Source organism: Paenibacillus sp. FSL H8-0283, assembly GCF_045040675.1.
Taxonomy (GTDB): domain Bacteria; phylum Bacillota; class Bacilli; order Paenibacillales; family Paenibacillaceae; genus Paenibacillus; species Paenibacillus amylolyticus.
In genome coordinates this window covers 2,229,104-2,249,724 of the sequence record NZ_CP150295.1, presented here as the reverse complement: position 1 = coordinate 2,249,724, position 20,621 = coordinate 2,229,104, and the positions used below count along the sequence as shown (strand labels likewise).

14 protein-coding genes are annotated in these 20,621 nt (G+C 48.2%); 3 read left to right on the top strand and 11 right to left on the bottom strand.

Features of this window, described 5'->3' with window-relative positions:
• Positions 1-39: 39 nt before the first annotated feature.
• From MHI52_RS10220 to MHI52_RS10175, 10 genes are all read right to left on the bottom strand, one after another.
• A complete protein-coding gene (locus MHI52_RS10220; protein ID WP_036609765.1) occupies positions 40-525 on the bottom strand; it encodes a hypothetical protein in 486 nt (161 codons plus the stop codon).
• A 134-nt stretch (positions 526-659) separates the two neighbouring features.
• A complete protein-coding gene (locus MHI52_RS10215) occupies positions 660-2,090 on the bottom strand; it encodes an NAD(P)-binding domain-containing protein (protein WP_405158965.1) in 1,431 nt (476 codons plus the stop codon).
• A gap of 323 nt (positions 2,091-2,413) precedes the next feature.
• Entirely contained in the window at positions 2,414-2,653 is a 240-nt protein-coding gene (locus tag MHI52_RS10210) for a DUF896 domain-containing protein (protein WP_017689452.1), read from the bottom strand.
• Positions 2,654-2,764: 111 nt separating this feature from the next.
• Positions 2,765-9,436: a hypothetical protein gene (locus MHI52_RS10205; RefSeq protein ID WP_405158964.1), complete on the bottom strand. Its 6,672-nt coding sequence runs from the start codon at positions 9,434-9,436 to the stop codon at positions 2,765-2,767.
• A gap of 352 nt (positions 9,437-9,788) precedes the next feature.
• On the bottom strand, positions 9,789-10,748 hold the full coding sequence (locus tag MHI52_RS10200) for an NAD-dependent epimerase/dehydratase family protein (protein WP_405159377.1): 960 nt from the start codon (positions 10,746-10,748) through the stop codon (positions 9,789-9,791).
• A 79-nt stretch (positions 10,749-10,827) separates the two neighbouring features.
• Positions 10,828-11,349 carry a TetR/AcrR family transcriptional regulator gene (locus MHI52_RS10195; RefSeq protein WP_036670036.1) on the bottom strand — a complete coding sequence of 174 codons (522 nt, stop codon included), beginning with the start codon at positions 11,347-11,349 and terminating at the stop codon, positions 10,828-10,830.
• Between the two features lie 235 nt (positions 11,350-11,584).
• Positions 11,585-12,397, bottom strand: coding sequence for a (2Fe-2S)-binding protein (locus MHI52_RS10190; RefSeq protein WP_036609771.1), 813 nt, complete (start codon positions 12,395-12,397; stop codon positions 11,585-11,587).
• Positions 12,398-13,378: an ABC transporter substrate-binding protein gene (locus tag MHI52_RS10185; protein WP_036609773.1), complete on the bottom strand. Its 981-nt coding sequence runs from the start codon at positions 13,376-13,378 to the stop codon at positions 12,398-12,400. It lies immediately after the preceding gene.
• A gap of 108 nt (positions 13,379-13,486) precedes the next feature.
• On the bottom strand, positions 13,487-15,088 hold the full coding sequence (locus MHI52_RS10180) for a helix-turn-helix domain-containing protein (protein ID WP_405158963.1): 1,602 nt from the start codon (positions 15,086-15,088) through the stop codon (positions 13,487-13,489).
• Between the two features lie 51 nt (positions 15,089-15,139).
• Entirely contained in the window at positions 15,140-17,137 is a 1,998-nt protein-coding gene (locus MHI52_RS10175; RefSeq protein WP_405158962.1) for an ABC transporter substrate-binding protein, read from the bottom strand.
• A gap of 445 nt (positions 17,138-17,582) precedes the next feature.
• On the opposite strand from MHI52_RS10175, the gene MHI52_RS10170 reads away from it, so the two are divergent.
• From MHI52_RS10170 to MHI52_RS10160, 3 genes are all read left to right on the top strand, one after another.
• A complete protein-coding gene (locus MHI52_RS10170) occupies positions 17,583-18,002 on the top strand; it encodes a MarR family winged helix-turn-helix transcriptional regulator (protein ID WP_036609779.1) in 420 nt (139 codons plus the stop codon).
• A gap of 27 nt (positions 18,003-18,029) precedes the next feature.
• Entirely contained in the window at positions 18,030-18,680 is a 651-nt protein-coding gene (locus MHI52_RS10165; protein ID WP_405158961.1) for a nitroreductase family protein, read from the top strand.
• Positions 18,681-18,744: 64 nt separating this feature from the next.
• The gene (locus MHI52_RS10160) at positions 18,745-19,041 is read left to right on the top strand and encodes a putative quinol monooxygenase (protein ID WP_405158960.1); all 297 of its coding nucleotides are present in this window, start codon (positions 18,745-18,747) and stop codon (positions 19,039-19,041) included.
• A gap of 172 nt (positions 19,042-19,213) precedes the next feature.
• Here the strand turns inward: MHI52_RS10160 and MHI52_RS10155 are convergent, their stop codons facing one another.
• Positions 19,214-20,563 carry an FAD-binding oxidoreductase gene (locus tag MHI52_RS10155; protein WP_076252273.1) on the bottom strand — a complete coding sequence of 450 codons (1,350 nt, stop codon included), beginning with the start codon at positions 20,561-20,563 and terminating at the stop codon, positions 19,214-19,216.
• Positions 20,564-20,621 lie beyond the last annotated feature (58 nt).

The following is a 20,621-nucleotide window of genomic DNA, read 5'->3' as shown; positions in this document are numbered from 1 at the left end:
CGTTGCAGGATTTTGCTGTTCATGGGAACTGCATGACGTTTATGACTCTACAACCATAGCATCCGGTTTGGGTTTAAGCCATTTGCCATCTTCATTAATAAAAGCACCCTTGAAGCGGCCCATCTCCAATTGTTCAATTAACCTCTCCTCGTCCATGACCAGAATCTCAGCGAGCTGCCCCGAAGTGTAATAGTGAGCGGGATTGTAATCGAGCAGCACAGGAACAGACGTATCATATAGTTCTTTGATCAGATTCTCAAAGGAATGCCGACCCAGGTTCTCCATATCTCTATAAAACTGCAAATGTTGGGACACCATATTACGGAAAGATTTATTCTCCAGATGCATCCACAACGTATTGCAGGCCCGAACACTCATATGATTTTGTTCCACATCGTAAAATTGAACTTCTTCAATCTTCATGTATTTCTCTTGAAATGCTACGATCTTAATCAAAGGTACATTTCGTTTACGCGACGCTTTCTTCAAATGGGCTCTAAATTGTTCATAGTTCATTTCATTCATCTATTATCCCTGCCTTTAACATGTTCCAACCGACATTTTACAACAAATTAAAGGCAAGTGTAACCTTCATCATATGAAAAACGAAAAAACGTGCAGCATCAGATGCCACACGTTCACAATATTATAGAGTGCGATTACTCAGCGAGGGCACCACTTTTCACCCACGTAGCCGTAAATTCCTGTTCTTCATACGCATAGAATTGTTGCAAAATAATCTCCCGATCATCGAGGAACAATTGATCCGCTATGGCAGAGACCAGTTTCGGCACCGCGCTCTTGGTCCCCGATATTGCCGATGCCGACAGACCACAGCTGGCAAGTGCAGAGTAGTTGAATACAAACAGTCCGTGCAACGGTTTCTCACCCTGTTCACTCCTGCTTGTCATTGCAAACCCGGAACTCAGGTATGGATGTGCGTCCAGCAACGCATTGCGAAGCTCTGGCGGAGCCTGGTAACAATCCTCCCAACGTGCGATGTATGGCTCCACAAGCTTCAGTTCAGGACGGAGTGCCGGATCACTGAGAAGACCTGTGCTAATAATTAGAAAATCAAACTCATATGCACCCTGTGCGGTATGCACAATCGCGCCTTGGTCTGTTGCTTCTACACTCAGCCAAGGCGAATTCAAATGTAGTTCGAATCCTGGCCAGGCTGCCGCACGATTAAACGTATCATTGGTTGGGGGTTGATTGAATTTGAAGAAATGAGAGATCACTTCATATTTATCAGCAACCGGAAGAGCGTGGTACCGCTCAATCATACCAGATTGTTCCATCTGACGAATGGGATTAACACTAGGCAGCTGTTCCCGCCGGACAAATACATGAGCTTCTGCCACACCTGTGGCAAGTGCATAGCTCGCATTATCGAATGCAGAAGCGCCGCCGCCAAGTACAGCAACCCTTTTACCTTTTAACCGATCAAAATCAATTGCTTCCGACGTATGTGCATACCGATCCCGAGGTAATCTATCCGCAATCATGGATGGCACATGCCACTCTCCACCACCTTGTATTCCCGTAGCAAACACTACTTTGCGAGCAAGTATAACATCCATCTGAGATCCAGCCTTGTTCACATGAAGTCGATGTATTCCGTTCTCCATAGGCTCAACCAGCGTCAATTCTACCTCATTAAGCACAGGCAGATTCAGCACTTTCCGATACCAGCGTAAATAATTCATCCAGTCTCCACGCGGGATTTTATCTACCTCTTCCCAACCTTCGGGCCCTACCTGTGCTTCCCACCATGAGCGAAAGGTTAACGAGGGGATACCCAGATCGATGGAAGTCAGATGCTTGGGTGTGCGCAAAGTAACCATACGTGCATAAGTCTCCCAAGGTCCTTCAAGCCCCGATGCATTCTCGTCAATGACCACAATATTGGAGATCCGTTCACGAAGAAGTCCAAATGCCGCTCCTAATCCACTCTGGCCTCCACCCACAATGACGACATCATAGACATGACCATCCGCATGTTCTCTTGGACGTACCCAGTTCGCGCCACCAAATGACAAATAAGCCAGATCATTCTTCACACGTTCATTCAATGCTTCCAGGCTCATGATTCATCAACCCTTTCGAGATACATATATGAACTAATCTTTCTTTGATTATTTGATGTAAGTTTGTTGTCAGTTATATTGAGAGTAATTGTGCTTTTTCTTTGTGTTTCTGAAATATATTAGCGTTATTATATGAGTTATCGGGGATTTTTTGAAGTTCGCGGTAGATTTATTGTCATCAATACTAAAAATATCTAACATGCTTGTTAATTCCTACGAAACTCTATCTGGATTATTAATGCAGTTCCTGCTGAGCGGATGATTGCAGAAAATAAAAAAAGACAGACCAAGATGTAACCTTGGTCTGTCTTTTTAAAGGAATGCTATTGGCCGGCTTGTTCACGGCGCTGCAATTTTTCATTGGTTAATTTCTCAGGGGTCACATCATGACCCAGTGGGTCCACAACGGATACTGCCAGCATGGTTGTCAGCACCTGACCTCGAATAGCCTGCAAATATTGTTTTCTAAGCTCTTGCTGCTCGCTTTGTTCTGCTTTTGTCAAGCCGACGCTGCTGCGTTGTTTTCGACTTAATTCGTTAATGCGTCCCAAAATAGGAATCATGCAATCCACCTCACTTGTTAGTCCAAATTTCGAAAGATACTTCGAATATCTTCAAACTAACTTATTACAACTTTACGAATTTGTCCATAGGCGCAATCCGTTGAGAAGTGTTTAGGTGATCTCATGCACAGACCACACAATTCCATTTGTAGCACCACTGCCCAGGTTCAATGTAATCGTCAACCCATTTGCAGCATAGAACAGTCCAATCACATCTCCCGCATTTAATGCCACTTCTACCGCCAAAGTCACCGAACCACTTCCCAGCACTGCCCGCAGTGTAAGTAACGTAATCGCGACATTTAGGACGGGCAACAAACCACTGACAAGTGTCGTTACCGTAGGTGATGTTCTCTGTACAAGAAAGGCTGGGTTAACCCCAGCACCCAGAGATAGGGCAATCGCTGCAGTCGTTGCATAATTGATCGTGGCCACAATAGAGTATCTTCCGGTTACCGGGACGGTATAGTTTCCTGTTGTTGCATTGAAGTTGGCATTACCGTAATAAGGAGCCGTGGTCGTCCAGTTGGTTAACTGAGTGCTGGTTGCTGTCGAAAGTGTAGCCAGGAATGCCGAGAACCCTTGTGTTGCAAAATTGGGGCCGGTTGGGCCCGTGGCTCCTGTCTGCCCCGTTGCCCCAGTCGCACCGGTAGTTCCTGTTATGCCTGTTGCTCCAGTGGCACCCGTAGCTCCGGTTGCACTCGTTACACCGGTTACCCCCGTAATTCCATTAGCCCCAGTTGGTCCAGTCGGGCCGGTTGCTCCTGTGATGCCTGTAACCCCAGTTGCACCTGTAGTTCCTGTTGTCCCAGTTACACCAGTTAGTCCTGTAGCTCCCGTTATTCCTGTTTCTCCAGTTGTTCCGGTCGCGCCAGTTATACCTGTAACTCCTGTTGAACCAGTACTTCCGGTGGCACCTGTTACACCCGTTGTACCTGTAGTTCCTGTAGCACCGGTCACACCCGCAATACCCGTAATTCCTGTTGTGCCTGTGGCTCCTGATACACCTGTGAGCCCTGTAGCCCCAGCTGCTCCGGTCACGCCAGTAATACCCGTGGTTCCTGTTGTTCCCGTACTTCCTGTTGTTCCCGTCGCGCCGGTCGTGCCTGTAACGCCTGTTACACCCGTCTCTCCTGTAATACCCGTGGTTCCTGTTGCTCCAGTCACACCTGTGATCCCAGTGGCTCCAGTCGTACCTGTTGTACCTGTCGTTCCAGTTTGGCCAGTTGTGCCAGTGGCTCCTGTAACACCTGTAAATCCAGTTACCCCAGTAATTCCAGTAGCACCAGTCGCACCTGTAATCCCGGTTAGACCCGTCTCACCTGTCGGTCCTGTGACCCCTGTTGGACCTGTAGCACCAGTAATTCCTGTGGCTCCTGTGCTCCCAGTTAGACCCGTCTCTCCAGTGACGCCTGTTGCTCCGGTCGCACCAATTGTGCCCGTAACACCAGTTAAGCCAGTCGTGCCGGTTGGCCCTGTTTCACCAGTAATACCCGTTGGACCGGTTGCCCCTGTAGCACCAGTCGTACCTGTGACTCCGGTTATGCCAGTCGCACCAGTGGCTCCGGTTGGTCCTGTTGTACCCGTAACACCAGTTACGCCAGTTGTGCCAGTTATGCCAGTGGCACCAGTCACGCCGGTTACACCAGTAACTCCCGTAGTTCCCGTTGCTCCAGTAGCCCCGGTGGGTCCCGTCACACCTGTCGGGCCGGTAACGCCTGTTACACCCGTCTCTCCTGTAATACCCGTGGTTCCTGTGGCACCAGTTGCTCCCGTCGTTCCAGTAAATCCTGTATTACCTGTAGCCCCAGTAAGTCCAGTTACTCCTGTTGTGCCGGTACTTCCGGTGGTGCCCGTTGCACCTGTAGTTCCTGTTGTCCCAGTACTTCCGGTGGCTCCTGTTACACCCGTTGTACCTGTAGTTCCTAAAGCACCGGTCACACCTGTGATACCCGTAACTCCTGTTGTGCCTGTGGCTCCTGATACACCTGTGAGCCCTGTAGCCCCAGTTTCTCCGGTCGCGCCAGTAATACCCGTGGTTCCTGTTGTTCCAGTCGCGCCGGTCGGTCCCGTTACACCGGTCGTACCTGTAACGCCTGTTACACCCGTCTCTCCTGTAATACCCGTGGTTCCTGTTGCTCCAGTCACACCTGTGATCCCAGTGGGTCCCGTCACACCAGTCGTACCTGTGACCCCTGTTAGACCCGTCTCTCCTGTGGCACCAGTTGCTCCCGTCGTTCCAGTAAATCCTGTATTACCTGTAACCCCAGTAAGTCCAGTTACTCCCGTCTCACCAGTTTGGCCAGTTGTGCCGGTGGCGCCGGTAATTCCAGTAGCACCAGTCGCACCTGTAATCCCGGTTAGACCCGTCTCCCCAGTTAATCCAGTAAGTCCAGTTACTCCCGTAACTCCGGTTGATCCTGTCACACCAGTTTGGCCAGTAATTCCAGTAGCACCAGTCGGCCCGGATACGCCAGTTATTCCTGTGGAACCCGTACTCCCCGTTGCTCCTGTAACTCCAGTCGTACCTGTGACTCCGGTTATGCCAGTCACACCAGTGGCTCCGGTTGGTCCGGTTGGTCCTGTTGGTCCTGTCGTGCCCGTGGCTCCAGTTAATCCCGTAACACCAGCTGGACCAGTAATTCCTGTTAGACCTGTTTCCCCTGTGATACCAGTTGTGCCTGCTACACCAGTAGCTCCCGTAGTACCCGTACTTCCCGTTGGTCCTGTGAACCCTGTTTCTCCAGTTGATCCCGTCACACCAGTCGTACCTGTCACCCCTGTTGGACCTGTAGCTCCAGTCGTACCTATTGGTCCTGTTTCACCAGTATTCCCTGTTAGTCCTGTAGTGCCTGTCGGACCAGTTATACCAGTAACTCCAGTCGTACCTGTGCTCCCAGTTAGACCCGTCTCTCCAGTGACGCCTGTTGCTCCTGTCACACCAATTGTACCCGTAACGCCAGTTAAGCCAGTCGTGCCAGTTGGCCCTGTTTCACCGGTGACCCCGGTTATGCCAGTAGCTCCGGTATTACCAGTTGAACCAGTAGCCCCGGTGAGTCCTGTCGTGCCAGTTACACCAGCAATTCCTGTTATGCCACTAACTCCGGTTGCACCTGTAACACCAGTTGTTCCCGTCGTACCCGTACTTCCAGTTATACCTGTTAGTCCTGTCTCTCCTGTTGGGCCATTCAAACCGGTAGATCCCGTTACACCTGTAGCCCCGGTGACACCAGTGACTCCTGTTAGCCCAGTTGCACCAGTTGTTCCGGTTGCGCCGGTTACTCCCGTGGCACCTGTACTTCCTGTTTCTCCAGTCAAACCCGTAGGACCTGTAATACCAGTTGCACCCGTTGTGCCTGTTGGTCCTGTTTCACCAGTTTGGCCAGTCGAACCGGTAGGGCCCGTCACACCAGTCGGACCTGTGACCCCTGTTGAACCTGTATCTCCAGTAGTTCCGATTGAGCCGGTTGCTCCTGTCTCTCCAGTGACGCCAGTTGCTCCCGTCGTTCCAGTAATTCCCGTTATTCCTGTGAACCCTGTTTCTCCAGTAACACCTGTCGTTCCGGTGTTTCCTGTAGCCCCCGTAGTTCCGGTAGCTCCGGTAATTCCTGTGGCTCCTGTGCTCCCAGTTAGACCCGTCTCTCCAGTGACGCCTGTTGCTCCGGTCGCACCAATTGTACCCGTAACGCCAGTTAAGCCAGTCGTGCCGGTTGGTCCTATTTCACCAGTTGGGCCAATCGAACCGGTAGGGCCCGTTACACCTGTGTTTCCTGTTAGACCGGTCTCCCCAGTAACACCAGTGGCCCCGGTCACTCCCGTCAGTCCTGTGAACCCTGTTTCTCCAGTAACACCTGTCGTTCCGGTTACGCCAGTCACTCCCGAGATACCTGTAATTCCGGTTGCTCCTGTCGCCCCAGTCGATCCCGTCGGTCCCGTCGCGCCTGTGAATCCTGTTAGACCCGTTTCCCCAGTGACACCAGTCAGTCCGGTAACTCCGGTCACGCCTGTGATACCCGTGGTTCCAGTAATGCCAGTTAGTCCAGTTGTACCTGTAATTCCAGTTTCTCCAGTTGCACCGTTCAGTCCCGTCACACCAGTTGGACCTGTGACCCCGGTTAACCCCGTCTCTCCTGTAAGGCCAGTCGATCCGGTAGGGCCTGTTACACCTGTGGCCCCAGTTATACCCGTTTCCCCGGTGACACCAGTGACTCCTGTTAGACCCGTCTCTCCAGTGACACCTGTTGCTCCGGTTACTCCCGTAATACCAGTTGTTCCCGTTATGCCACTAGTGCCAGTAGTTCCGGTCACACCAGTAAGTCCCGTTACGCCAGTTAAACCAGTCGTGCCGGTTGGTCCCGTTACACCTGTGTTCCCTGTTAGACCAGTCTCCCCAGTAACGCCCGTGGTTCCGGTCGCTCCCGTAATTCCTGTAGCTCCGGTACCTCCTGTGACGCCCGTGGTTCCGGTAATGCCAGTTAGTCCAGCCGCACCTGTAATTCCCGTTTCTCCAGTTGCACCGGTCGATCCCGTCACACCAGTCGTACCTGTGACCCCTGTTGAACCTGTATCTCCAGGAGTTCCGATTGAGCCGGTTGCTCCAGTAGGGCCTGTAACTCCAGTGATTCCTGTTTCACCTGTTGGACCCGTAAATCCGGTGACACCCGTTGGTCCTGTATTTCCCGTCAGACCTGTAGCTCCTGTCTCTCCAGTGACGCCTGTTGCTCCGGTCACACCAATTGTACCCGTAACGCCAGTTAAGCCAGTTGTGCCGGTTGGCCCTGTTTCGCCGGTGACCCCGGTTATGCCAGTAGCTCCGGTATTACCAGTTGAACCAGTAGCCCCGGTGAGTCCTGTCGCGCCAGTTACACCAGCAATTCCTGTTGTGCCACTAACTCCGGTTGCACCTGTAACACCAGTTGTTCCCGTCGCACCCGTACTTCCAGTTATACCTGTTAGTCCTGTCTCTCCTGTTGGGCCAGTCGAACCGGTTGAGCCCGTTACACCTGTAGCCCCAGTTAGACCCGTTTCCCCGGTGACACCTGTGACTCCTGTTAGCCCCGTCTCTCCAGTTGCACCAGTTGTTCCGGTTGCGCCGGTTACTCCAATGGAACCTGTACTTCCTGTTTCTCCAGTCGCACCTGTTGGGCCAGTTACACCAGCTGTACCCGTGATTCCTGTGATACCAGTCGCACCCGTAGGACCTGTAATACCAGTTGCACCTGTACCTCCTGTTAGACCCGTCTCTCCAATGACACCAGTGGGCCCGGTCGCTCCAGTCGCCCCAGTCGGTCCTATCACACCTGTCGTGCCGGTGTTCCCAGTTAAACCCGTCTCTCCAGTGGCGCCAGTTGCTCCGGTAACGCCAGTTATTCCTGTGGTACCGGTAGTTCCCGTTACTCCTGTATCCCCGGTGGGTCCTGACACACCAGTCGTACCTGTGACTCCGGTTGTGCCAGTGGCACCAGTTGCTCCGATCGCACCTGTACTGCCTTGAAATCCAGTAATACCTGTTGCACCTGTTATTCCAGTCGTTCCTGTTGTGCCCGCAATTCCAGTAACGCCAGTTACTCCGGTTGTACCTGTTGGTCCTGTTTCACCAGTGACACCACTTATACCAGTGGCCCCAGTGAGTCCTGTCACACCAGTCGTGCCGGTCGCACCTGTACTGCCCGTAAATCCAGTAATCCCTGAAGCACCAGTATTTCCAGTAACGCCAGTGATGCCTGTCGTGCCTGTTTCGCCGGTTGCTCCCGTCACACCTGTTAATCCAGTTGCCCCCGTAGTGCCTGTTGTTCCAGAAGTACCAGTGCTTCCTGTAACTCCAGTCTCACCCGTAATACCTGTTAGACCCGTCTCTCCAGTGACGCCAGTCGCTCCGGTCGCACCAGTACTTCCTGTAGTTCCGGTTACACCAGTAACTCCCGTAGACCCGATCCCCCCAGTGGGGCCTGTCGTACCAGTAAGTCCCGTTTCCCCAGTGGCACCAGTTGCGCCGATCGCACCTGTTATCCCTGTCATGCCGGTTATGCCAGTATTTCCAGTTGGACCCGTACTTCCCGTTGCTCCTATCGCCCCAGTAAATCCTGTAGCGCCTGTAACTCCGGTGATACCTGTCTCACCGGTTGGGCCGGTCGCGCCCGTAGTACCTGTCGTTCCAGTTACGCCACTGACTCCTGTGATACCTGTGGTACCTGTGGTTCCAGTAATACCAGTTGTTCCTGTTGCTCCGGACGGGCCTGTGATTCCAATTTCGCCAGTACTTCCCGTTAATCCAGTCGCACCCGTAATACCTATTAGACCCGTCGCTCCGGTTGGGCCAATCGAACCTGTAACTCCCGTGAATCCTGTTTCACCAGTAGATCCTGTTAGTCCCATCACACCAATTCCAGTTGGACCTGTAAAGCCGGTTATACCGGTATTTCCTGTAGCACCGGTCACGCCTGTAACACCAATTCCGGTAATTCCAGTTGCGCCGGTTGTTCCTGTGACTCCAGTTGATCCAGTGCCAGTTGCACCTGTAGCTCCTGTACTTCCTGTAGAACCAGTTGCTCCCGCCTCACCCGTTTGACCGGTCAGACCTGTAACTCCCCTAGTTCCAGTCACACCTGTGGTGCCCATCAGTCCGGTAGCTCCTGTTGCACCTGTGACTCCAGTTATTCCGGTACTTCCCGTGGTTCCGGTTACTCCGGTCCGTCCTGTTAAAATGGTTGCTCCCCATATGCCGGGATACCCAGGGTCTCCAGTTAACCCAGTAGCACCTGTTGCTCCAGTGAATCCTCTCATTCCCTGATAACCCCGTGGGCCGCGAAGGAAAGGAATCCTGTGACTTTTCTTTTTTTTGCATTTACGTCTGCTTTTCTTACAAGACTTACTCTTCTTCTTTGGGATAGAGTGCTTTTTTGATTTTTTTGCTTTCCGTTTACCTGTACTGATTGAGGAAATTTTGCGTTTCCTTTTGGATATACCGCTCACAAGAGAATCCCCCCTCCTTGTACACCACGTCAAATCCCCGCATTTTACAATAGTACACTCTATGCCCTGGACTAGCTTTGTGCGCCCCCCTATTCAATATACCTATGAAACCTTCACAGTTAGTGATCAATCAATTACTTTTCTCCAAAAAATATATTCCCCTCTACTCCCCCTGCAACTCCAACTCCTTAATCGTCAACGCAATTCCTTCCTCAAAAGATGTTGCCACAACCGGGCCAATCCGTTCCTCATACTTCTGTCTACTCAGAATCAGGGGTTCCTCAGTCAGATATAACATTTCTACAATTTCTTTCATAACGGGTACACCTAGTCCAATCAAAGACAATCCCACTCTTCCTAACGCCATCACAGGTTTACTTCTTCCTGCAGCCTTCTGTGCCAATCGCACGATGTCATGACCCGAGATGATCCCCGATCCAGGAATGTTCCAGTTCTGTCCATACGTCATCTCTCTGCTTGCCAGCTCCACCACCATGACCGCAGCATCCGGCAAATAAATATACTCTCTCGGCACGTTCATATTCCCGATAAAAAAAGCCATCTTTCCTTTTGCTATCGCTTCAAGGGTTGAACCCAGATAGGAAGCTTGATTAGCCGATGGGCCATAATAATCTGGCAAACGAACGATCATCACCTGAGCTCTGCTCCAACTTGTGCTGAATAACATCTGTTCATAGGCAAGTCGTATCTTGCCTTTACGGGTATGTGGCTGTTTCGGATGTTCTTCGGTTACCTCGTTCATTTGTCTTCTGCCATAGGGGTAAATTCCGTCTATTACCACCACTTTCAGAACCAAGTGTTCTGCCGCTACCATTACGGATTCGCCTAGCGGAATCAGCTTGCTCTCCATCTCGTTATACGGGACGTTCGCACAATGAAACAGGACATCCGCTTCCTGGGAAGCAACGATAATATCATCCGACCGAAATGCATCTCCCACTGCGATTTGCAGGTGATCTGGAGATCCCAACTTTACCGCAAGTTGCTCCAGTTTTTGACGTGAGCGCCCAAATGCGATCGTAGAAATCCCTCGTCTAATCAATTCCTCCGTAATCGCTGCACCTGTTCCACCTGTGGCTCCAATCACAAAAGCTTTTTTCATCATATATCATCCTCTTTCATCCATTATATTTAGTGATTGATCAATAACTAGAATATAAAAAGGGACTTTACCTCCCTCTCTATCGTTCCTTCAACTCTGGCATATCCAGTGCATTAGATACATTACACAACATCCCGATTGCCAGAAAAATCATGGTTCTTTTTAGCGGTTCAGCAATTCCTGCAACGGTGAAAGCTTCCAGTACCATGGCTCTTACATCACTAATACCTTTTTGCATAGCCTGACGAATGACTTCCTCCCGGATCGTTTGCGCCTGCATCTGAAGCAAGATCTCGCTCTTGTGCGATTCCAGAATTTTATCATAGGCTTCAATGAGATCATTCTCTAACTGATCTGGTGTCGCCATCTCCACCACAATTCGAAACGAATCAATCACCCGTGTCCATGAGACCTCAATTGCAGTTAATAATAAAGCTTCTTTTGTTTTGAAAAAACGAAATATATACGGCTGTGAGATCTGTGCCCGTTCAGCCACCTGGGCTGTAGTCGCACGATAATAGCCAATTTCCGCGAAGACGTCAATTGCTGCAGAGATAATATCATTTCGCCGGTTAACCGACGCTGCTTTATCCTTTGCCATGATAATCCGCCCTCCAATAGTTAGTGATTAATTGATCAATAACTTGAAGTATAACGAATACTATACCTCGATGCAAAGGTATCGTGACCTTGTACAAAGCCAACAAACCCGCAGACGCTGGCTCAAGCCGCTGCAGGTTGTGTAACTTGTAGATCATAGATTCTATCCACTGGAAACCGAAGAGAACATGGTTTGTCTGAAACAGATTCGTACCATGCGGTACAAGAGTGTCTGTTCACTGCTGAAGAAGTTTACGCAATCGGGATTCCGAATCCAGCTTCGGACAACTGTCACAATACCCATGTGTATGACTTCCGTCTCCAACCAGATAAGCCAAACAACAATATCGGCGTAGCAGGAACGGAGGTCCCTGCCACCCGGAATGTTCGAAGCGCTGCAGCTCATTGGCAAATGTACATGCATTATCGTTTTGCCGATCCAGCCAGAGGCTTTGATCTTCTTGAATCTTTGCAAGCCGTTCATCTGTCTTCCAAATGCTCTGATCATTGATCATACGTGCATACAATTGTTGCACATTATGGGCAACCAGAGACCACATGACCTTATCGCTCGCTCTTGTAGCGACGGCTACCGCTCGCAGGACAGGTTCCAGATGTAGCAGCACTCTTTTCTTGAGCAAGCCACTCTCTGACCTGCGCTGAACAGGATCTTCACCCTCCAGAGAGGTTCTCTCCAGCAGAGTCTCATATCGCATGCCACCTGCACCATTCAATTCAAACCGCACATCATCGTCTGCAACGCTAAGTATAGTATCGTATAGACTGAATGCTGAAATTACGGACATCACGAATACGGAGTAACGTTTGGCAAAAAGTGTACCGACGGCCGCACTTCCTCTTCCGCCCAATTGAAGCCCTTGCTGCATAGCCTGTTCACGCAATATCAAGTTTCGTTTCTCTTCATTCAGCAGATCCTTCACACGGAAAGGATACTTGGAATCATCGCAGTCCACTTGGATCGTCGTCACAAAAAATTGCTGTAACACTTCCGACATCTCTGAATAATCATGTCTTGGATAATGTCTCATCTATTGAATCATCTCTTCAACTTCGTTGATAATCTCGCTTCGCCCAATCGCTCCCCAGCCCTTAAACAACCAGAACGAGTCTGTCGTATAGACCTGATCTGCACCGACAGCCGGCACTGCCTTCCAGAGTGAGCTTGCGTTGATGTTGTTTACATACTCATCGGCATTCGGGTCAATCTCCAGAACTACGAAATCAGCATCCACATCTGCAATTTTCTCCATGGACAGGTCCTCACGTTGTTCGGCAGGTGTCACAGTCGTTGGTACAAATCCAAGATCATGATACAAAAGTGTGTTGGTTGGATGTCCTTTTGCCGCGTAAATTTGTAAGGTCTTCTCTCTTACACGCAGATAAGCCAACTTTTTTTGATCCAGTTGTTCGATCTTCGCTTTTAATTGCTTCGCCTGCTGCTCTACCTCGGCTATCTTTTCTTTTGCCAGATCCACTTTGTTGTACATCCCGGCAATGGTCAACAGATCCTGTGTCCAATATGTTGTATCATCAACAAAATCCAGCCATTCAGTACCAAGTACAATCGTCGGAGCGATTTTCTCCAACTGATCATACGTACTCTCCGCAGTTCGACTCTCAATAACGATGACATCCGGATCAATCTGAAGGATAGCCTCCAGGTTAGGACTGTCTGCAGACCCTACCGTTGGAATGCCGGCAAGCTGATCTGCAAAGTAAGGCAAATAATCTCCTCCGTAACGAACTTCTACATTAACGCCTGCTGGTTTCTCACCAATCGTCAACATGTGATCGATGTAAGCAGCAGATAATACCACCATACGCTCTATTTTTTGCGGTACAACCGTTGTTCCTTTAAGATGCTCAATCGTTTGCGTACCACTCTCTTCCACAGGTGTATCCTGTTGCGGAGGCGTTGCTTCTGTTACTTCTGATGCCTTGCTACATGCCGTCAGAACGAGCACAAGCAGGGCCAACAGTATCATCGTTGTTGCTCTCTGTCTTACCATTTGTAGTAAATCCCCTCTACTATTTAATAATAATAATCATTATCACTATAGTAGGGAAAAGCATACAGGCTTACCATGGATTATTCCACTCTCTTCTCTTGCACAATATCACCGTAAGGTAACCCCAAGTTGCTCTGCCACATATCGCATGGCCCACATGCGTCCGGTGGGACCCAGCGTTTTGAAAAAAATATCTCCTGCATTATATACATGTCCTTCTTGAACAGCCTTTAATGCCAACCATTCACTGGATTGCTGTAATTGCCTCAGTTGAGCACGTGCCTCTTCTGTGGGATCGACCATTACAAACACATGATCCGCGTCGTATAACTGCAAATCGCAAACTTTACTCTCTACAGCCCACTGTTGTTCCGGAAAATCACGAGGCAAATAAAATCCCAGATCATCATACAACAGGGCCCCTGTCTGGTTGTTCAATCCATACATTCGGTAGAAATGAGAAGTCACCCGGATGAACATGACACTCTGTTTCCCCCACCTCGATTGAATGCGCCCTCGAAGAACCCGGCTCAGTTCAGCATGTTGTTCTATCCACTGTACGGCCTGTTCGGTGCGGCCCATAATGTCCGCCATATACAGAAGCCTCTCCCCAAAATGGTTGGTGTGCTCCAGCATGGTGGTAGGCGCGATACGATGCAGGGAGTCATTTGGCTCCAAACGATCACTTGTAATGATCAGGTCCGGTTGGACTCGCCTCAAATCATCATAGTTCTGATTGAAGCTATCCAGAATAAGTCCCTGATGACTGTGTGCTTGAAGCGCAGGTATGGCAACATGTCGAGCCACCCTCTGACCATAGGATAAAGCCGATACTGGCCTCAAACCAAGCGTTATCACATAATCGTCCAACCCGTAATACAAGGTGGCAATGCGATTCACTTTATTTTTCATATACAACGTTGGGGCGATTCCTTCGTTTTTCTTGAAAACTCTGCTGAAATAGTGCTCGTCCTTATAACCCACTTGCTCTGCAATATCCTTGATTTTATCTGAAGAAAATAACAGCTGCTTGGCCTTTGCCATACGTAGTTTCAATATATATTCAATCGGAGTCATGTTTAATTGCCGTTTGAATGTTCTTATAAAATGATTCACACTAAGCCCTGCCACGCGGGCCATCTGATCAATTCGAATGTCTTCCATATACTGATGCGTCATATAATCAAGTGCCAAATCCATCCCCGCTACAGGGGGTGTTGCTTCATTCACATGCATCATTAACTGAATCAACAACTGATGCAAAAGATGTTTCCTGCGCGTCTTTTCCAGACTCGTAAACGAGTGTTTTCCACTCATCAGGGTATCCATCATCTCCTGAATATCACGTGTATTGGAAGGAACATTAAGCTTGCCCGTCACAGGGAGATCAAATGCCTCGGTATGCCAAGCATTCCGACGCCGGGTAAGTGTAACACAGGAAAATAAAATGATCTGATATCGGACAGGTGCTTCCATATCCGTCTGAAACTCCACATGCATTCCTGGCTTCAACAAAAACCACTCGTCTTGAGATACCGTATGTACAATGTTATCCATAGACAAAGATCCTTTGCCCGCGATGACCCTGCAAATGGCGAACCTTTTCCAGATCCGACGCTGAACAGCCCCCGGATTGCTAGAGTAATGGCAGACGTGGACAGCAGAGAAATGTAGTTGCTCCAGTTGTTTGATCCAATCATTTTCCTTCATGCTCACGTCCCCTCCCTGTTCTGATCCGATTCTATGTGAACTGATTACACTCTATTTTTCAGCTCCCAATAGTAAATTCTTTATACTATCCAACTGCAACTCCAGTGAATAGGGATCTTCCATGACGAACTCATCCTCTGTACCATCCAAGGAACCATAGGTGTAGACTTGTCCTTTCTGCACAGCAGGCAGACGTTTCCAAACCTCGCTGTTCAGGATCTCTTTGGCGTCCTCACTACCCGAACCATATAAGAAGATATGATCTCCCATATACTCAGGCAGTACTTCAAGGGAGATCGTCTCGAATCCATCCTTCATTTCGAGTGCTTGCTGAGTTGGAGGCAGTTTCAGCATCTCATAGATCGTGGAACTACCATAGTTCCCGCCTTCTGCACCAAGTACATACAACGCTTTGTACCCTATTTGTATGATGGATACGGTCTCGCCTTCTTTAATTACACCATCAATCTGCTTCTTAGTCTCTTCGATATTCTCTTCATATGTCGTGATCCATTGCTCTGCTTCCTTCTCTTTTCCAAAAACACCAGCAATCCGGCGCAGCTTTTCCAATGGGCCAGAAGTTTTATCACCTTCCCAATAAGGTAAAAAGACGGTCGTTGCAATTTTTTCGTAATCCTCAATATTTTTATCAATGGAACCGATGATGAGATCCGGCTCAAGTGACACTAACTTCTCCAGATTCATTGGGAACTCTCCTCCCAAATCCTCAATACCCGCTATAACATCAGTAGCAATGCCAGACTTTTCAATCCATCCTTCGTTCAGCATAAATGTTCTTACACCAACCGGTACTATGCCCAGTTTCAGCAGGTACCCCATATATTGATCTGAAGCAACACGCTGCGGATTGGCCGGGATTACCACATCTCCCCTCATTGTAGAGACGGTCCGCGTCTCCGGCTGTGCGGTCGATTTCCCTGCCTCCGTTGCCTGGTTACCCGATTGTGTAGTAGTCGCATTGGTCTCTGTTTGCGTACCACTTGCAGACGGCGCTGGACTGGAACAGGCCGTGAGCAATAGCGTGAGACACAACATCATGCTTAGTGCTGTCATTTTGAATTTTCCTTGCATTATTAATTCCCCTCCAACACTCTTTTGATATTGATAATCAATATCATTATATAGATGGGAATGTAACGAATGAAGGGCATTTTCTTGCATTACACTGGGCAAATCTTGCTTGTTGTTCAATACCAATGGGTGTTTCGACTTGTTTAACCGTTGGCTTACTCCTTTTTTGTAGCGAATTGGAGAAAGCCCTTTTATTTTTTTGAAGCTACGGCTCAGTGAATGTGCATCCGGATAGCCGATCTGTTCTGCAATCTGTTGCAGCGTTGCACTGGTATGCACCAGAAGATGTGCGGCCCTCTCCATTCGAATCTGTCCAAGATACTGGATGGGACTGATGTTTAACTTTTGTTTGAACAGCCTCGACAAGTGCCCCACACTGCATTCCATTGCTTCTGCCATTACGTCAAGAGCTATGGGCTCATGGAGATGAGCATTCATATATTCAATAGCCTGTGTGACCGTATCCGGTTTATGTGGCTGAATGGATTGTTCGTGTAAGTCTGTCAATAAAAGATATACCCATTGATGAAATAAGGTTTTGGCATGTAACTTTGCAAGCTTGGTAGACTGCTCCCACTCCTGTTTCAATTCCTCCATACACTGATACATGTGTAGCGGACGGGTTGGTACAAGTGCATATTGGTCCTGAAACGGACGTTCATGGTCCATCAGATACTGAATTTCCATCCCACAGGGCAAGGCTGGGATGGCTTTGTACAAAATCATATAATACGCCACGCCCGAATCCGTCTCCATATTTAAATACGCCTGCTTGCCTCCATGAATGATGTGGAATCCCTCCACGATGTATCTGTGTTGATCCATTCGTATCCGTGCACTTCCGTCGGTGATATATAGATAGGTACTTGCTGGTAGTTGATAATTCTTCAACTTCTCCCCAGGATGCAAAGCGTTTTGGCGTACATCCAGTATTTTGACAAAAACATGATTCCACAACCTGATGTGATCATTCAAATTCATATCCGCTGTACTTTCCCTCCCGCCATATTACATCGACATACCTTCTTGCTACTCTTTATGAAGAGCCTGTAATTTTCGCTCAGTATGTATATTTCATTTCATTATAAATCAATTGATAACAATTCTCAATAACATGCACAATCAATATTAACTTACCCATTTGGACAACATATATGGACTGCAATGTATACGTAGCGGGATAATAACGCTAGAATCAGCAACATTTTCTAACCTGTTGCAAAATCATAAAAGGCATGATATATTAATTGAGCCATCAATGATTGACGCATCAAATATTGATACATCAATGATTCGAGAGCATCCAAATAATCATTAGGCAATGGCATTGTATACTGCAACATTAATCATTGGTTAACATACGCCGTTGTTCATGATTCAGATTCACCCGGGAGGTCTAGTCATGACACGTATTGTTTCCAAAGAAGAACAAATCATCAATCTGTTGAACGTGTTGGGTAACAAACTCAGTCCCAAGTTCGAACGCTGTACAGGTATCAGTTCCTCTCGCTTTGAAATTCTGCATGAGCTGGATCAGGTCGATGAGATTAACCAATCCATGCTGCAGAAAATCATTAACATTGATAGTGCTGCGATTACACGCCACTTGAAACAGCTTGAGGCGGACCTGATGGTTACAAGACGTAAGAATCCCGATGATAATCGGGTAACTTTTGTTCGTTTGACGGACCACGGTCGGAAGCAGATTGAAGGCTACAAAGCTGAGAAGACCAATTTTATCAACCAGATTTTACAGGATTTCAGTGAAGACGAAGTTCAATCACTCGCCGATTTCCTGGAACGTATGCAGAACAATTTCTAAACCCATATATAGAGGAGAGATCCATGCATGAGTACAATTCAAAGCAAATTCCAAAAAACCAATGATTTTAATGAAATTACCTACGGTCGCCGTTCTGTTAAACTTTACGATCCTGAAGTGAAAATCAGCCGTGAAGAAATGACTGAAATTCTGTCAGAAGCTTCCCGTGCACCATCTTCAATCAATATGCAACCATGGCGTTTTCTGGTTGTGGACACAGCAGAAGGCAAAGAAAAGCTTGCTCCTCTTGCCAAGTTCAATCAAAATCAAGTGCTGACTTCCTCCGCAGTTATTGGTGTATTTATCGATATGAACAATGCTGAATATTTGGAAGAGATTTTTGGTAAAGCTGTAGAGCATGGTTATATGCCAGAAGAAGTTAAGAATGCCCAAATCAATGTGGTTAAACCTTATTATGAGAACATTCCTGCTTCCGCTCTTCGTGACGTAAACTTGATTGACGCAGGTCTTGCTTCCATGCAATTGATGCTCGCTGCACGTGCCCATGGTTATGATACCAATCCAATTGGTGGTTACGAAAAAGATCAAATTGCTGAAACATTCGGCATGGATAAAGAGCGTTATCAACCAGTTATGTTGATCTCGATCGGTAAATCGGCTAAAGAAGGTCACCCATCCTACCGTCTGCCTGTAGAAACAATCACTACTTGGGCATAATATCAGGGACGGTTTCCCCTTTCTTAACACATTCCAAACAAACACAATATGGAGGTTATACATTATGATTATCATTCACGCTCATCTGCAAGTTAAACCGGACCAAGAGCAAACATTCCTCGTAGCTGCGAAAGAACTGATTGCTGCAACACGTCAAGAAGAAGGTAACATCAGCTACGATTTGGCAAAAAGCACAGAACGCGAACAACAATACACGATGATCGAGCTGTGGAAAGATGAAGCTGCTACAGCTTCCCACAACACAAGCGCGCATTTCCAAGCTTTTGTTCAACAAGCAGCAGCATTCATGGCCGCTCCAATGAACGTTGAAGTATTTGCTGGAGAACAAGTTAAAGCTTAATAGCGCTTTAACTGCCATGCGTATTTAACATGTGAAGAAGCCGCTCTTGGTCATATGACCGAGGGCGGCTTTTTAGTTTTCTTTTGAAAATAAGTTCACTTCAACAAAAAACACGCCAATTAAGGCGTGTTTTCTTCACTCATTGAAGAGGTATTAGACAAGTGAACATGGACTACACGATCCGAGCAGGAGTGATGCTTTGCGGATTGTTGAACACATTTTTTGGATCATACTTGGCTTTGACTCTCCGCAGTCTGGCATAATTGGCTCCATAGTACACTGGACCGGAATTCTTGATCCCTTGGTCTGGAACGTTGATATAGGAACCCACAATGTATGGTTGCAATTTCTTGCGAGTATTACGAGCGAGTGCGATATTTTTGGCGGCATGGGATGGTTTGAGCCACGTACTGGTCCATTCCACGTAAAACTTCTCTTTACGCCAGAAGAACGCGGTTGATCTAGGCGCTTTGCGACTTACCGCTCCGCCCCAGTTGAGGAAATAGAACCCGCCTGGTCCCTCTTCCAAGTTCTCCAAAAATGATCGCATCGATTTAATCGCTTTGTCGGGGAATGGTTTTCGTCCAAAACCGGACGAGAACTGGTTGCTATACCGTTGAGTCTCGGTCGGATCAGGTTGTAATAAGAACTTCACAACTTCTGTGTAAGGTAACAAACGAACAATGGAACTTGTCGGTGTGCCAACACTCGTAATGGGCTGCAATAGACGGAGAGCCTCTGTTTTTGACCCTAGGAACAGCCCCTCCATGACAACATTGCCACCCTTTTTCGGTCCGATGGATAATTCGCTACCCAATCTTGTATCCACAGAGGGAGCCCACCTCTGCCATACTTTGAGCACCTTTTCGAATTGAGCCCATGGCCAGGTAATCTTAAATACAGTTGCTTTCGCTGGAGCACGGCGCACTTTGAATTTGTAGCGGGTGTATACTCCGAAGTTACCACCGCCCCCTCCCCGCGAGGCCCAAAAGAGATCCGAATTACGATTTTTATTAGCCCGAATCACTTTTCCTTTGGCGTCCACCATCTCTACCTCAAGCAGGTTATCACTGATGAGACCGATCGTACGCTGGAGAGGCCCAATTCCCCCACCTAATGTAATTCCACCGATCCCTACAGTAGGGCTGTCACCAAAAGGAGCTATGAAACCTTGCTTGGCAAGGGTATTTGCAATTCTTCCCACTCGGTTTCCTGTTCCAACAACAACCGTTCCATTTTTTTTATCAAGCTTGATGGAATTCAGATCACTCACATCAATCACGATACCGCCATTCACCTGTGAAAGATTCACTTCAAGCGCATGTCTGCCGCTCCGCGGCCTGATCGGTACATTGTTTTCACGAGCCCATCGGATAGCATTGGATACATCCTTCGTCCGTTGGGCAAATACAAACACTTTGGGAAATTTGTCCGTATGCGGGTCCCAGTTCTTGCGCGCCGCTTCATATCCCGGATCTCCTTTATAAATAACCCGTCCGGTAAGCTTTGTTGATGATTTCACACGTCCCACTCCCTGCTGAATAATTGTCCTACAGCCTCTGCTACATCAAGCACTTTAT